Source organism: Aeribacillus sp. FSL K6-3256 (assembly GCF_037965805.1).
Classification (GTDB): Bacteria; Bacillota; Bacilli; order Bacillales; family Aeribacillaceae; genus Aeribacillus; species Aeribacillus composti.
In genome coordinates this window covers 3630366-3644209 of sequence record NZ_CP150188.1, presented here as the reverse complement: position 1 = coordinate 3644209, position 13844 = coordinate 3630366, and the positions used below count along the sequence as shown (strand labels likewise).

Genomic DNA, 13844 nt, shown 5'->3' with positions numbered 1-13844 from the left:
TTCCCTGCTTTTCACATTTTTTGCTGAATCAACAACACCTTCCGCTTCTAAACAGAAAGGCTTTGCTTTAATTCATCGCTTGAGCGCTCCCACATGCCTTCATCATGGTTTCGAAGAAAATCGGAAAGAACTTTTTTCGAGCTTTCATCCATGTGGTCGACAATGATGTTCCGTTTTAGCGATTTATCCATGCGGTTTACGTGTTCAGGCAATGATTTATAACCTCGTCTTGCCTCGCGATCAACAGTCATATAACAGGCAGCAACCCCGGCATAATATGGCCCATCTTCTTTTCTGTCAATTGTTACCCATACAAGCCAATACGGTTTTCCGTTCGGAACGTCTTCTTTCACATGAGTAAATTTAATGCCGCGTTCTACCTGGCTTCTTGCATGCATTGCGCCGATATCTACAAATGCCGTTTTTTCCTCGATGTCAATGAAGACAGGGGAAACATTTTCCAGGCTAAGGGTGCCTGCTCCAAAGCCGCGATGGCCGTCAGTTGGATCGTTTTTAATAATTTGGAACTCGACCTTTTTCTTTTTTTCTGTCATGTAAACATCCCTCCTTTAAAAGAACGGTTGTAAAACGAAATGAAAAAGAGTGATAACGGCTCGGCTTCCCCAATTAAATATCGGATGAATAATATATTGATCCAAAGGGGTGATAACAATAATTAAAAAAATAAGCACTCCGTAATTTTCATATTGAGTAAGCTTGGCGCGGATGTCCGGCGGGGCTAAATCTTCAATGATGCGATAACCGTCAAGCGGCGGAAACGGCAATAAATTAAAGATAAACAACATAATATTTAATGATATAAGAATATTAAAAAATTGTTCAACCATTCTGGCTCCATCATAAGATAAGCTGGCAAATAATCCAAACGAAAAGAGAAAGTTCAGCAGCAAAAAAGCGAGAAAGGCAATGAATAAATTGCTCAATGGACCAGCTACAGATACTAATACCCCGGATAAGCGGGGATTTTTAAAATAGAAACGATTCACCGGAACGGGTTTTGCCCAACCAAACCCTGCCAAAAATATTAAAAGAGTACCGATCGGATCTAAATGGGAGATCGGATTAAGGGTCAGCCTCCCTTGATTTTTCGCTGTCGGATCTCCGAACTTATAGGCAACAAATGCATGTGAAAATTCATGGATAGTGAAGCCGACGATCAAAGCAATAATGACAAACGGTATAACTTCTAAATCGTAATATAAAAACGGCAAAAATGCGCCCTCCTATTCTAACGATTTCCTTTGCTTACAGTATACTATAAAAAGGTTGAAATACATAAAAAGGATTTTCTTCATTTTTTTAGGGGAAAATTCAGCTGATTTTTGCACTGAATTTGTGATCTTGCAATCGTTGAATAAATTGATAAGCTTCCTCCACTTCCTCATCCGTATAACGCTGCTTTTTTTTGAGCGTGAATACTTTTTCCTTCACTTCTTCCTTGTCCAAATGATCAAAATATAAAATGGTTGATACAAGTTCTAAAAAACGTGCTGATTGGGCGTTTAATTCATTTATGCAATTCTGCAGTTCGGGCATGTCCAAATCGTAATGGCTTAAAAATTCCTGCCCCGACTTTGTAAGGGAATATTTGTATTGATAATAGCCGCCTTTTTTTTCTTTTACTTCATTGATAAAGCCCATGTTGCAAAGCTCTTCAATGCGAAGCGTCAACTCTTCTGAATACGGCCCGTAAAAATGGAATTCGTATTTTTCATAAAAGGGATAATTAAGTTTTTTTGCTATAAATATAATTTTTTGCAGTTTTTTTCGTCCGATGATCTCTTTCGAAGCGGACAGCACTTTCATTAATTTTGCGTGTTCGGTTAACACACCCTTCATCTCCTCACCTACAGAATAAATCCATCTTTGTCAGTTAGCTGCAAAATTTCTAAAATTTGTTTTTTCAAGTTTCGTTTCTCCGAGAAATCTTTTAAAAAATCAAGAGGAAAATATAATTTATGATCCGTTCTCCGCTTTCCGGTAATGGCGTCCACAATTTCCGACTCTCTTGAAAGCTCCCGTATTTCCCCGTTTGGCATGAGCAAATGGATCGGCAGCCGTTCTTCTTCCTCGCCCGGTCGGTAAAAATCGTACGGAAGATCTGAAGACGAGTCGACAACAAGATAATATTCCGGATCAATGCCTGCTTTTTTGAACAAATTCGTTAGTTCAATCAGCTTCATCAATTGTTCATTGGACGGTTGAAACTCCACATATTTAAACAGGCGCCTGTTTATAAATCTGTTGCACAGATCGCTTAAAATCGGATCCTTTTCCTTTTGCCATTCTTGGAAATAATAAAGGATGATGGATTCGTCTAATTTTAAATAATCTTCGACTGTAACATCTCCTTTGAAAATCGAATAAAAATGGACTGGATCTGCTTGGAATGAATAATTATTTTCATACAGAGCTTTTGCTCGATGGAGAATTTTGGACAAAATGACTTCAGCGCTTCTCGTTACTGGATGAAAATATACTTGCCAGTACATTTGATATCGGCTCATAATATAATCTTCGACAGCATGCATGCCGCTGTATTTAATGACGACTTGATCCTCTCTCGGCCTCATCACACGCAAAATGCGTTCCATGTCAAAATGGCCGTACTGAACGCCTGTGTAAAAAGCATCTCGTTGCAAATAATCCATTCGGTCGGCGTCAATTTGGCTGGAAATTAAGCTGATAACCTGCTTATTTTTGTATGTTTTCGCAATGACCTCTGCCACTTTTTTCGGGAATTCCGCCCCTGCATTTGAGAGAACACGGTTTATTTCTGTATTTCCTAAAATAATGGCTTGGGTAAAATCTTCGTGATCCAGATGGAAGACCTTTTCAAACGAATGAGAAAAGGGACCGTGTCCGACATCGTGCAAAAGGGCAGCGCATAAGCTTAGCAGCCTCTCATCTTCGTTCCATTCCGGTCTCCCGCGAAATACGTCATCAACAATTCGGCGGACGATCTCATAAACGCCTAATGAGTGGTTGAATCGGCTATGCTCCGCACCGTGAAAAGTTAAAAAAGTTGTCCCGAGCTGGCGGATGCGGCGCAGCCGTTGAAACTCTTTTGTCCCGATCAAATCCCAAATGATTTTATCGCGAACGTGGATGTAACGGTGAACCGGGTCTTTAAAAACTTTTTCTTCTGGCAGCTTTTCACTTGCATAGGTCATTTTCTTCCCTCTTCCGTTTTGACATGATTATATTATAACTTGTTTAAATTCAGGTGAACACCTCGTTTTTTAAAGTGCGATTCTAAACAGACACAAAGGAAAATCGGGTCCATGTCGTTCAACAACCTTAAATAAAAAACCGCCTCAGGAAGCATTCATTCCTTAAAAGGCGGTTTCTTATTTTTTAAGCTTTGCTTTCACTTTTTCTATTAACTCTTCTTCCGTTAACGCAGCGACCGGACGGTTGTTCACAAATACAAACGTTTTCTTTCTTCCGGGCCCGCAGTACGATTGGCAGCCGATTTCAATTTTAGCATCGGGATCCAAATTCTTTAATTTCGGAATAAGCGATTTTAAATTTGGCGCTTTACAATCGTCGCATACACGGAACTCATTTGCCATCCTTTTGAACAATCCTTTCTTCATGAATAAGCACTATCGGGTAGTATACCTTGTCTTTTTTTTGAAATCAAGTACAGCGCTTTTCTGTAAAAATCTACTATCCTTGTATATATTTTTAATCTTTTGGGAAAAATGATGCTAGAACAAATAGTATTATTCAAGAATAAGGGAGTTGAGAGTGAATGAAAACAAGACAGGATGCTTGGACAGAAGAAAACGATCTGCTATTAGCAGAAACCGTTTTGCGGCATGTCCGTGAAGGAAGCACGCAATTAAACGCTTTTGAAGAAGTTGGTGATAAGCTGAACCGCACGTCGGCCGCCTGTGGCTTCCGCTGGAACGCCGTTGTGCGCCATAAGTATGAAAAAGCTTTGCAGCTTGCAAAAAAACAGAGAAAGCAGAAAATGAGAGCGCTTGGGAAAGGCCAGACTGCAAAGAAGCGATTGCTTTATACGCCGCCTGAAGCGTCGCCTGGTGATTTTACTGAAGTAAATGCGGTGCAAAATTCAAAGAATTATAATCATCCAGAGCTCGCAGCCAATTCAAAAGTGGAGCTGACAATGGATAGTGTAATTGAATTTTTAAGAACTTACCAAGGGAACAGCGAACATATCGAGGCTTTGCAGCAAGAAAACGAGCGTTTGAAAAAAGAAAATGAAGAACTGATTAAGAAAAACGAAGAGTTGGAGAAGAAGGTTGCCAAGCTTGAGGAAGAATCGAAAACAGTTCAAGAAGACTATGAAACACTTATGAAGATTATGAACCGCGCTCGAAAGCTAGTTCTCTTTGAGGAAGAAGAACGTCCGACAACAACGTTTAAAATGGATCGAAACGGCAATCTGGAAAAAATGGCGGAATAGCGGAAGACGCTCCGCCTGCGTCTTTTAAAGGACAAAGAGCGGCAGCCTGATCTTATTCAATATTTTGAATAATAGCCATACAAAAAATAAAAAGGGATTGCGGCATTAGCCGCAACGTCCGAAAGTAGCAGGCATTCGCCAGCTACTTCAAACAAACATACGAAATCAAGTAGAGAAACGGTTTGTTTTTCTCTACTTGATTTATTTTTTAGCATTTATTTAGTGTTTATTGCTGGATAAAAAGGTCAAACACAAACCCGTAATCTTTTAAATTGTATTGCTTTTTCGCATTCATCAGCCAATTGAACGCAATATCGTTAATTTCTTTAAATTGCTCGGAAATATTGCTTTCATTTATGCGGTTGTTGGTGAATACAGAGGCGGCCATTTGCAGGCTTTGTTTTGCATACTCCATATAATTGTCATGATCGTTTGAAATTTCTTCTATTTTAATCAACGCTTTATACAAATCTTTTAGCTCTTCTAAATGTTTTTTATGAACATCAATGGAAAAAGGCGTGTTTCCAATTTGGAATTTGATTTCTACATCTAAATCAATAGTCCCTGCCGTTTCAAGCACAACGTTTGAAACGCGGTGGGCATAGTAGTCATACCGCTTTAAAGTGCGTTTTTTGCTGACAGCGCTTGTGCCGTCAACGTGGATTAACGCTTTGTTTGTGAAACAATACTCGTCGGTTTTCGACTTAATGAGGAAGTAGATTTTTTCCCCATCCTCATGCATGACATAATCATCCGCGTCCACTTTATCATAATCCTCCGGCTTGATCACCGTGCCGATATCACTTAATCCTAAAACATCAGAAGCTACTTTTTTAAACATAACTTTCTCCCTTCCCGATTTACATATTAGGCAAAAATTTTTCATTCCGCTCTATCATTCTTATGAAGTTTGCTTCATACAATTCCAGTTCAAAGTCGGTTAAATTGGAGGAATAAATGCGGCCGCTCAAATGTTGTAAGGCTGCAAAAAGGTCGTGCACCACATCCTGGACGGTTAACTTCACCTTTAATAATTCATGTAAAGACGCCATCGTGCTCGGATTTACGTTTGGGTACTTGAAATGTTCGGCTTGTCCTTTTGTCGCCTTGTCATAAAACTGTTTAATCTCGTTTGCGCGCGCTGCTCCGCTTCCTGTGATGCATAAATAAATTTGAACCGCTACGCCTCTCTTAAGACGGCGCTGAGAAATGCCGGCAAATTTTTTGCCGTGAATGCTGAGGTCGTAGCTCCCGGGACAATATGAACCGACAATTTCTCCTGCTTCGACTTCTGCGCCATACGGTTTCAAGAGAAAACAGATTAAATCCTTCATCGCATCATAACCGCGGTTAATGTCAATTCCTTTTTCCTTTTCCGGTAAAATGATCGATACGTTTAAAATCCCTTCATCCAAAACAACAGCCAACCCGCCGGAATTTCGAACGATGACTTTATATCCTTGTTTTTTTAAAAAATCTACTCCATCTTTTAAAAACGGGGCTCTTGTATCTTGAATGCCGAGAACAATCGTATCATGATGCACCCAAGTGCGGACTGTCGCGGGGGACATGCCGCTCCCGACTGTCGTGCACAACGTATCATCGTAAGCGAATGATTGCTTGGCATCAAAAAAGAGTCCTAAGCTTGAATGATCGATGATTCTCCATTCCGGCTGTTTTAATAATTCGTTCATTGCTGTGATAATCCTTTCAGTCGTGTGTTTTTAAGCATGAAAAGGATAGTAGAAATCGGCTATTCGTTTATTTTTCCTCAGATTTTTCGCTGAAGCTTTCGAAAAATATAAGAGCTGTAGCATACATGTAATCGGTCGATTTCTACAAGGACTGGCCTCTTGTTATGACATCTGAATATATATCGTCCTTTTTTATAGTATATCATAGGAGCTGCATCTTCTTTGAAAAATAAATAAGGGCTTGCGTCAAGACTATGCGCAAACCCTTATTTTGCCTATATGTCTAAAACCACGGCATAAGCCTTCTCCATAATGGTTCATCCTTTTTTTTCCGCCCGCTGTTTTTCGGCTCTTCCATATTGTCGAGGTGCTCCATGCAATATTTTGTTGGTTCCGTGCCTTTCACATAATACGCAAGGCGGGAGACGGGACATTCTTTCGTCGCTAAAAGCCCGTTTTCCGGATTGACATAAACGCCGACAACTCCTTCAGGCGGCTTAAATTGTTTTACAGGTTCATGTTTCAACGCTTCTTCCATAAAGCCGGCCCAAATTTTTTTCGAATAGGCTCGTTCCTCGACCATGTCAATCGTCTTTCCTTTGTCATAACCTGTCCATACACCTGCTACGAGCTGCGGGGCAAATCCGATCATCCAGCTGTCAGTCTTTGTCGTCCCGGATTTCCCAGCAAAAGGCCTTGATAGTTGATCGATAATGTTTTCCCCTGTAACAGTTGTATAACTGTTTAGCTTTCGATCAAACATGCCGGTCATTAAATGTGCGGTGATAAAGGCTGTTTGTTCATTTAGAATTTGTTCCTTTTCAACATTTGCCTCATATAAGACTTTTCCATTTTTATCAATGATTTTACGGACAAATATCGGTTTTATTTTTTGACCGCCGTTCGCTAAAATGCCGTAAGCGTTCATGAGATCGAGCGGCCTTACGGGAGAAGTTCCTAAAGCTAGCGACGGAACCATTTTAAAATTTTCTCCGATTCCAAAAAGCTTTCCCATTTTTATTAATTGATCCATACCGATAAACATATGGGTTTTAACAGCATAAATATTGTCGGACAAAGCAAGGGCTTCTATTAATGTAATTTCATCATTTGCGTAGTAGCCATTGTAGTTGCCCGGGGAATATGTGTTTGTTCCATTTTGAAAATGGAACGTTGTCGGCTCGCTTTTCAGCGTTGTGGACGGCGTAAATCCATTTTCCAAGGCTGCATAATATAGAAACGGCTTAATCGTTGAACCAGGCTGACGTTTTGCCTGAGTCATTCGGTTAAAAGGGCTCTCTTTATAATTCCGTCCGCCGATTAGAGCTTTTACCTCGCCTGTTTTCGGATCGATTGCCGAGAAGGCAACTTGGATATCCGAGTCTTTCCTCATGACTTTTTCTACGGTCGATTCAGCAATTTTTTGCAGATTTGGATCAAGAGTAGTAAAAATTTTCAGACCGGCTGTTTCAATTAATTGGTGGTCCTGCAATATTTCTTTTACTTCTTTCATAACCTCATCTTGAAAATAGGGGGCAAACTTTTCTGTTTTGGTGTTTTCGTTCGTTTTGAACGTTAATTTTTCCTTTGCAGCCAGTTCACTTTCTTTTTTTGTAATTAACCCTTGTTTGACCATTGTCTGCAAAATCATCTCTTGTCTTTTTTTTGATAAATCATAGTTCACCATCGGTGAATAGGAGTACGGTCCTTTCGGAATGCCGGCAAGTAGAGCGGCTTCGGCGAGCGTCAAGTCCTTTGCCTTTTTGCCGAAGTAATAACGGGAGGCCGCCTCGACCCCGTAGGCTCCGTGTCCATAATATATTGTATTTAAATAGCCTTCTAAAATTTTTTCTTTCGAGTAGTTCATCTCGAGCCGAATGGTATAAAAAGCTTCTGTCATTTTCCGAGCCCACGTTTTTTCAAATCCAAGATATAAATTTCTTGCGTATTGCTGGGTGATTGTGCTGGCTCCCTGCACCTTTGCCATCGCTTTGAGATCGGCAACGGCAGCACCTGCTATTCGTTTAAAATCAAAACCGTGATGATCATAAAAATTTTTGTCCTCAATAGCGATTGTCGCATTGATTAAATAGGGTGAAATTTCATCAAGTTCCACCCAAAAACGGCGGCCGCCGTGATGCTCCTCACCGATTTTCGTTCCGTTGCTTGCGTACAATACAGTTGATTGCGGCACAACAATGGAAGGAGCGCCTTGTACTTTAGCCGCAATCAAAACAACCGCAATACAAATAGCTGCCACAGCAAAAACAAAAAAATGAATAAAAAATAATGCCCGGATTGTTTTGATGGTAAGACGAATGCCTTTTGGCGTCATCGCTTCCATTTCCATCACCTCTTAAGCCCGTTCGTTTTGTTATTCAGTATGAGGTGATTCGCAAGTTTTTAAACTTCCACCTATGAAAAATGAAATTTATTCTTTGCAATTTTGATAGATTCCACTATACTTTTTTTGAGGTTTACGTGTTGTCTGTTCAAATTAGGGAAAGATATTGGAAAAACATATGAAAGGAAGATTAAATCTTGGGAGGACTTTGGTATACAGAAAAACAGACAGAACATTTCGGGATTACGATGAAAATTAAACGCACTTTACATACAGAACAGACCGAATTCCAAAAATTGGAGGTAGTGGAGACAGAAGAATTCGGCAACATGCTTTTCTTGGATGGAATGGTAATGACATCGCAAAAAGACGAATTTGTCTACCATGAAATGATGGCCCATGTACCGTTGTTTACTCATCCGAAGCCAGAATATGTGCTAGTTGTCGGAGGAGGAGACGGAGGCGTTATCCGTGAAGTGCTGAAGCATCCAAGTGTAAAAAAAGTAACACTTGCAGAAATTGACGGCAAAGTGATCGAGTATTCAAAAAAATACTTGCCGGAAATTGCCGGAAAACTAGATGATCCACGCGTTGAAGTGAAAGTTGGCGACGGCTTTATGCACATTGCACAAAGCGAAAATCAATATGACTGCATTATGGTTGATTCAACCGAGCCTGTCGGTCCTGCGGTCAACCTCTTTACAAAAGGGTTTTATGCAGGAATATCCAAAGCTTTGAAGGAGGACGGCGTTTTTGTCGCGCAAACGGATAATCCTTGGTTTAAGGCAGATTTGATAAAAAATGTCTATCATGATGTGAAAGAGATTTTCCCGATTACAAGGCTATATACTGCAAACATCCCGACATATCCTAGCGGGCTGTGGACGTTCACGATCGGATCGAAGAAATATGATCCAATTGAGGTAAGTGACGATCGTTTCTTTGACTTGGATTCTAAATATTATACGAAAGAAATTCATAAAGCTGCATTCGCTTTACCGAAGTTTGTTTCCGAAATAATTAAATAGCCTTTAGGAAAACTGAACAAAAAGCGAATAGCATGATACAGTTTAAGCAAGAGGGATCAGCCTCTTGCTTTTTCAGACAGGAGGGTGATGTCCATGCGATTTGATGAAGCTTATTCAGGAAATGTTTTTATTAGAAGCCATCCAAGCTTTGAGGAAAGTGAAGCAGTCATTTATGGAATGCCGATGGATTGGACAGTCAGCTACCGGCCAGGCTCCCGTTTCGGTCCGGCCCGCATTCGGGAGGTTTCCATCGGGTTGGAAGAATACAGTCCTTATTTAGATCGTGAGCTTGGGGATGTAAAATATTTTGATGCAGGCGATATTCCTCTTCCGTTTGGAAATGCAAAGCGGAGCATTGAGTTGATTGAAGAGTTTGTGGACAAAATTTTAAAAGCGGATAAATTTCCTCTCGGAATTGGAGGAGAGCACCTTGTAACATGGCCTGTCATTAAAGCGATGCATAAAAAATATCCAAATTTAGCGGTCATTCATATCGATGCGCATACAGATTTGCGCGAGCATTATGAAGGCGAGCCTCTGTCTCATGCCACTCCGATCCGGAAAGCAAGCGATTTGATTGGCCCGGAAAATATTTTTTCATTCGGCATCCGATCTGGGATGAAGGAGGAGTTTGAATGGGCGAAAGAGGCTGGACTTTACATTGCCAAATTTGAAGTGCTCGAGCCGCTCAAAAAGATTCTTCCGAAACTTTCACAAAGACCTGTATATGTTACGATTGACATCGATGTGCTGGATCCTGCTCACGCGCCGGGAACCGGAACAGTCGATGCTGGCGGCATTACATCAAAAGAGCTGCTTGCTTCTATACATGAAATTGCCCGTTCTGATGTGAAAGTTGTCGGCGCTGATTTAGTTGAAGTCGCACCTGTATATGACCATTCAGAACAAACAGCGAATACAGCGAGCAAATTGATTCGCGAAATGTTATTAGGCTGGGTGGCAAAAAGAAAGTAAAGTCATTTTTCTGCCATAGTGCTTCTGCTATGGCTTTTTATTATTCAAAAGCTGAACAGCTTGGATCGAGCGTCAAGCGGCAGGCAGGCCAATATAAAGCTTTTAACAGCAAATGATTTCCACTAAAATATAGAATAAATCCCTAAAAAGGATGATATAAAGACATGCGCGTACCTGTTCAAATTTATGTTCAAAACAAGATTTTTCAAAATCAAACAGAAGAAGAGCGGATTGAATTTTATACAACCGGGGAATTTTTCAAAAAGCAGCACACTTTTTATTTGGTTTATGATGAGATTCAAGATGATGAAACCGTTAAGACGTTAATCAAAATCAGCGAAAAGGAAACGACTCTCATACGTTCCGGAGGCATTCGCTTAAGACAGCGCTTCAAGCAGGGACAAAAAACGTATGCCAATTATGAAACACCGTACGGGACGCTGAAGCTCGCAGCAGAGACAAAATCGCTTATCTGGCATACAGATGAAGAAAAACATGGTACACTTAGCATAGAATATTTGCTCGAAGTAAATGGAGATACCCCTCGTTTACACAGTTTAAGCATTCAATTTAAGAAGGAGGAGCATTGAATGAACATTGTAGATGAAGTAAAGGAGCAGCTGAAACAAGAAATAAAAAATGCTGTATTGAAAGCAAACATCGCAGAAGAGGAGCAAATTCCGGAAGTTATTTTAGAGGTGCCGAAAGAAAAAGCACACGGCGATTACTCAACAAACATGGCCATGCAGCTTGCTCGCATAGCTAAAAAAGCGCCTCGGGCGATTGCAGAGGAAATTGTTCAACATTTTGATCGAGCGAAAGCATCCATTGAAAAAATTGATATTGCTGGTCCGGGCTTTATTAATTTTTTCATGAATAATGAATATTTAACTAAGTTGATTCCAGCCATTATTCAAGCGGGTGACAAATACGGCGAATCAAATGTTGGGGAAGGTAAAAAAATCCAAGTGGAGTTCGTTTCTGCAAACCCGACGGGAGATCTTCACTTGGGGCATGCGCGCGGAGCAGCATTCGGCGACTCTCTTTGCAACATTTTAGAAAAAGCGGGGTATGATGTAACCCGGGAATATTATATTAATGATGCTGGAAATCAGATTCACAATTTAGCTCTGTCCGTAGAGGCAAGATATTTAGAAGCGCTTGGAAAAGAAGCGGAAATGCCTGAAGACGGATACTATGGACAAGATATTATTGAAATCGGAAAAAAAATTGCTGATGAATATGGCGACAGTCTGCTTGAAAAAAGCGAAGAAGAACGGCTGCAATTTTTCCGTGACCTCGGTCTGAAATATGAGCTTGAGAAAATTAGAAAAGACCTCGAAGAATTTCGCGTTTCCTTCGATGTTTGGTATTCTGAGACATCCCTATACAAAAGCGGCAAAATTGATGAGGCGCTCGACATGCTTCGGAAAAACGGCCACATTTATGAACAAGACGGGGCAACATGGTTCCGCTCTACTGCATTTGGCGATGATAAAGATAGAGTGTTGATTAAGAAGGATGGGTCTTATACGTATTTAACACCAGATATTGCTTATCATAAAGATAAATTGGATCGCGGCTTTGATAAGCTGATAAACATTTGGGGCGCGGATCATCATGGCTATATACCGAGAATGAAAGCAGCCATTCAGGCGCTGGGGTATGATCAAAATATTCTTGAAGTGGAAATTATGCAAATGGTCAGCCTCTTTAAAAACGGCGAAAAAGTGAAAATGTCAAAACGTACTGGCAAGGCTGTCACGATGAGAGAATTGATCGAAGAAGTCGGCTTGGATGCCGTTCGTTACTTTTTTGCTATGAGAAGCGGCGACTCGCATATGGATTTTGACTTGGATTTGGCTGTATCGGAATCAAATGAAAATCCTGTCTATTACGCACAATACGCTCATGCGCGTGTATGCAGCATTCTCCGCCAAGGAAACGAGCAAGGCCTGTCTTACAACGCAAACGAAAGCGATCTTTTGAATGAAATTCAATCTGAGAAAGAAATAGAGCTGTTAAAAAAGCTTGGTGAATTCCCTGGCGTTGTCGCTGAAGCCGCAGAGAAAAGAATTCCGCATCGGATTACGAATTACATTTTTGAGCTGGCATCTGTGCTACACAGCTTCTACAATGCAGAAAAGGTGCTTGATGCAAGCAATGAAATGAAATCTAAGGCGCGGCTTGCTCTTATGAAAGCAACGCAAATCACGCTGAAAAATGCCCTTACCTTAATTGGCGTTTCCGCTCCTGAAAAAATGTAACGAATTTAGATGTGGGAAATGATTCGAGTAAAAGGGAAATAGGAATGCTTTCCGATTTCAACCTAATCGCACCTCATTTTCTAGGATGTTAAAACGAAGAGAGCAGAAAAAGCCTTTTTTCAACAAGTTATTGTGTGAAAAAGGGCTTTTTGCTTTTTTGTTTGCATATATTTGAAGGAGACATGCTATTTATTTTCCGACAGCTGTGCTGTTTGTTGAGTTATAACCCCTTTTGTATTTTGTTTATTATAGGGAAGAGCTTATTCATTTTTTGCTGTATTAAACAGGATCCATCATACTGCTTTTTGAAATGAGGCTGAACCAGCTGAGACTATGGAAAAGCAGACAATGAAAAAAGCGAAAAACAGAAGCGCGATCCAAAAGTAAATTGCAGGCTCTATTGCTAGGTCAAGAGAGTTTTCCACAGCGATGTGAACGCTGTTTGAGTTGTTCAGCAAACGCCCGGCAGTCGTTGCAGAGATTATTGGTCGCTTAGTTATATTGAAAACTAACATCCTCATAAATCATTTTGAAAAACCCCGTTCTTTTGCAGAAATGTCATTAACTGTTTTCGGCCGCGGAAAATTTTTGTTTTCACCGTATTTTTAGGCAAATTCATCTGCTGGGCAATTTCTGTATAGGATAATCCCTGCTGCCGCAATAGAATAATCTTTTTTGTATTAGGATCCATTTCGTTTAATGCATTTTGCACGTATTCAATCATTTGTTTTAATAAGGCCTCGGATTCGGGATTCCATTCTGAGCAGTTGTGCAAAATTGCTTCTTGCTGCAGATGGTTTAGCAAATGATTGTTTCGTTGAATTTTTCGAAGATGGTCGGTGGCTGTATTTTTTGAGACAGTCGTAATCCAAGCGCTGATATTGGTAGGCATATCATTCGTTTGAAAATATATATATATTTTAATACAAACTTCTTGGACGATATCATCAACAAGAGATTCGTTTTTCACAGTCCTTTTGACAGTTTTTTTTATTTGATGATGGTGTTGTTTAATGAGCCCGACAATGTCAGTCGTATCCATTTTTCCGGCACTCCTCTAGCAAAATTAACAAATAAATT

14 protein-coding genes are annotated in these 13844 nt (G+C 40.3%); 5 read left to right on the top strand and 9 right to left on the bottom strand.

Annotated elements, in window-relative coordinates:
• Positions 1-47: 47 nt before the first annotated feature.
• The 5 genes from NSQ84_RS17520 to NSQ84_RS17500 form a co-directional block, all read right to left on the bottom strand.
• Positions 48-554, bottom strand: coding sequence for a YwhD family protein (locus NSQ84_RS17520; RefSeq protein WP_063389058.1), 507 nt, complete (start codon positions 552-554; stop codon positions 48-50).
• A 15-nt stretch (positions 555-569) separates the two neighbouring features.
• Complete coding sequence (locus NSQ84_RS17515) at positions 570-1232, bottom strand: site-2 protease family protein (protein ID WP_066251353.1); 663 nt, start codon at positions 1230-1232, stop codon at positions 570-572.
• Between the two features lie 100 nt (positions 1233-1332).
• The gene (locus tag NSQ84_RS17510) at positions 1333-1851 is read right to left on the bottom strand and encodes a YwgA family protein (protein WP_063389056.1); all 519 of its coding nucleotides are present in this window, start codon (positions 1849-1851) and stop codon (positions 1333-1335) included.
• Positions 1852-1868: 17 nt separating this feature from the next.
• Complete coding sequence (locus NSQ84_RS17505) at positions 1869-3194, bottom strand: HD domain-containing protein (protein ID WP_063389055.1); 1326 nt, start codon at positions 3192-3194, stop codon at positions 1869-1871.
• Positions 3195-3371: 177 nt separating this feature from the next.
• Positions 3372-3596, bottom strand: a complete 225-nt coding sequence (locus NSQ84_RS17500) for a DUF1450 domain-containing protein (RefSeq protein WP_063389054.1) — start codon at positions 3594-3596, stop codon at positions 3372-3374.
• A 182-nt stretch (positions 3597-3778) separates the two neighbouring features.
• Between NSQ84_RS17500 and NSQ84_RS17495 the strand changes: the two genes are divergently transcribed.
• On the top strand, positions 3779-4456 hold the full coding sequence (locus tag NSQ84_RS17495; RefSeq protein WP_066251351.1) for an RsfA family transcriptional regulator: 678 nt from the start codon (positions 3779-3781) through the stop codon (positions 4454-4456).
• 226 nt (positions 4457-4682) lie between these two features.
• Here the strand turns inward: NSQ84_RS17495 and NSQ84_RS17490 are convergent, their stop codons facing one another.
• The 3 genes from NSQ84_RS17490 to NSQ84_RS17480 all read right to left on the bottom strand — a co-directional run bounded on the left by NSQ84_RS17490 (position 4683) and on the right by NSQ84_RS17480 (position 8494).
• Positions 4683-5297 (bottom strand): PH domain-containing protein, encoded by a 615-nt coding sequence (locus tag NSQ84_RS17490; RefSeq protein ID WP_063389052.1) that lies wholly within the window; start codon positions 5295-5297, stop codon positions 4683-4685.
• 19 nt (positions 5298-5316) lie between these two features.
• Positions 5317-6150, bottom strand: coding sequence for a lipoate--protein ligase family protein (locus NSQ84_RS17485; RefSeq protein ID WP_063389051.1), 834 nt, complete (start codon positions 6148-6150; stop codon positions 5317-5319).
• 283 nt (positions 6151-6433) lie between these two features.
• Positions 6434-8494, bottom strand: a complete 2061-nt coding sequence (locus tag NSQ84_RS17480) for a PBP1A family penicillin-binding protein (RefSeq protein ID WP_327873550.1) — start codon at positions 8492-8494, stop codon at positions 6434-6436.
• A 197-nt stretch (positions 8495-8691) separates the two neighbouring features.
• On the opposite strand from NSQ84_RS17480, the gene speE reads away from it, so the two are divergent.
• The 4 genes from speE to argS all read left to right on the top strand — a co-directional run bounded on the left by speE (position 8692) and on the right by argS (position 12764).
• Positions 8692-9522 carry a polyamine aminopropyltransferase gene (speE, locus tag NSQ84_RS17475; RefSeq protein ID WP_082829608.1) on the top strand — a complete coding sequence of 277 codons (831 nt, stop codon included), beginning with the start codon at positions 8692-8694 and terminating at the stop codon, positions 9520-9522.
• 93 nt (positions 9523-9615) lie between these two features.
• Complete coding sequence (gene speB / locus NSQ84_RS17470; protein WP_063389049.1) at positions 9616-10497, top strand: agmatinase; 882 nt, start codon at positions 9616-9618, stop codon at positions 10495-10497.
• A 164-nt stretch (positions 10498-10661) separates the two neighbouring features.
• Positions 10662-11087 (top strand): DUF1934 domain-containing protein, encoded by a 426-nt coding sequence (locus tag NSQ84_RS17465; RefSeq protein WP_327873551.1) that lies wholly within the window; start codon positions 10662-10664, stop codon positions 11085-11087.
• Entirely contained in the window at positions 11088-12764 is a 1677-nt protein-coding gene (argS, locus tag NSQ84_RS17460; protein WP_066251345.1) for an arginine--tRNA ligase, read from the top strand.
• A gap of 517 nt (positions 12765-13281) precedes the next feature.
• Here argS and NSQ84_RS17455 read toward each other — a convergent pair.
• Complete coding sequence (locus tag NSQ84_RS17455; protein WP_327873552.1) at positions 13282-13806, bottom strand: RNA polymerase sigma factor; 525 nt, start codon at positions 13804-13806, stop codon at positions 13282-13284.
• Between the last annotated feature and the right edge of the window lie 38 nt (positions 13807-13844).

What these genes read in the sequence shown, in the direction of transcription:
- NSQ84_RS17520 (WP_063389058.1), bottom strand. Translation starts at nt 554, where the DNA reads ATGACAGAAAAAAAGAAAAAGGTCGAGTTCCAAATTATTAAAAACGAT.
- NSQ84_RS17455 (WP_327873552.1), bottom strand. Translation starts at nt 13,806, where the DNA reads ATGGATACGACTGACATTGTCGGGCTCATTAAACAACACCATCATCAA.
- speB (WP_063389049.1), top strand. Translation starts at nt 9,616, where the DNA reads ATGCGATTTGATGAAGCTTATTCAGGAAATGTTTTTATTAGAAGCCAT.
- NSQ84_RS17500 (WP_063389054.1), bottom strand. Translation starts at nt 3,596, where the DNA reads ATGGCAAATGAGTTCCGTGTATGCGACGATTGTAAAGCGCCAAATTTA.
- NSQ84_RS17480 (WP_327873550.1), bottom strand. Translation starts at nt 8,494, where the DNA reads ATGGAAGCGATGACGCCAAAAGGCATTCGTCTTACCATCAAAACAATC.
- argS (WP_066251345.1), top strand. Translation starts at nt 11,088, where the DNA reads ATGAACATTGTAGATGAAGTAAAGGAGCAGCTGAAACAAGAAATAAAA.
- NSQ84_RS17465 (WP_327873551.1), top strand. Translation starts at nt 10,662, where the DNA reads ATGCGCGTACCTGTTCAAATTTATGTTCAAAACAAGATTTTTCAAAAT.
- NSQ84_RS17505 (WP_063389055.1), bottom strand. Translation starts at nt 3,194, where the DNA reads ATGACCTATGCAAGTGAAAAGCTGCCAGAAGAAAAAGTTTTTAAAGAC.
- NSQ84_RS17485 (WP_063389051.1), bottom strand. Translation starts at nt 6,150, where the DNA reads ATGAACGAATTATTAAAACAGCCGGAATGGAGAATCATCGATCATTCA.
- NSQ84_RS17495 (WP_066251351.1), top strand. Translation starts at nt 3,779, where the DNA reads ATGAAAACAAGACAGGATGCTTGGACAGAAGAAAACGATCTGCTATTA.
- NSQ84_RS17490 (WP_063389052.1), bottom strand. Translation starts at nt 5,297, where the DNA reads ATGTTTAAAAAAGTAGCTTCTGATGTTTTAGGATTAAGTGATATCGGC.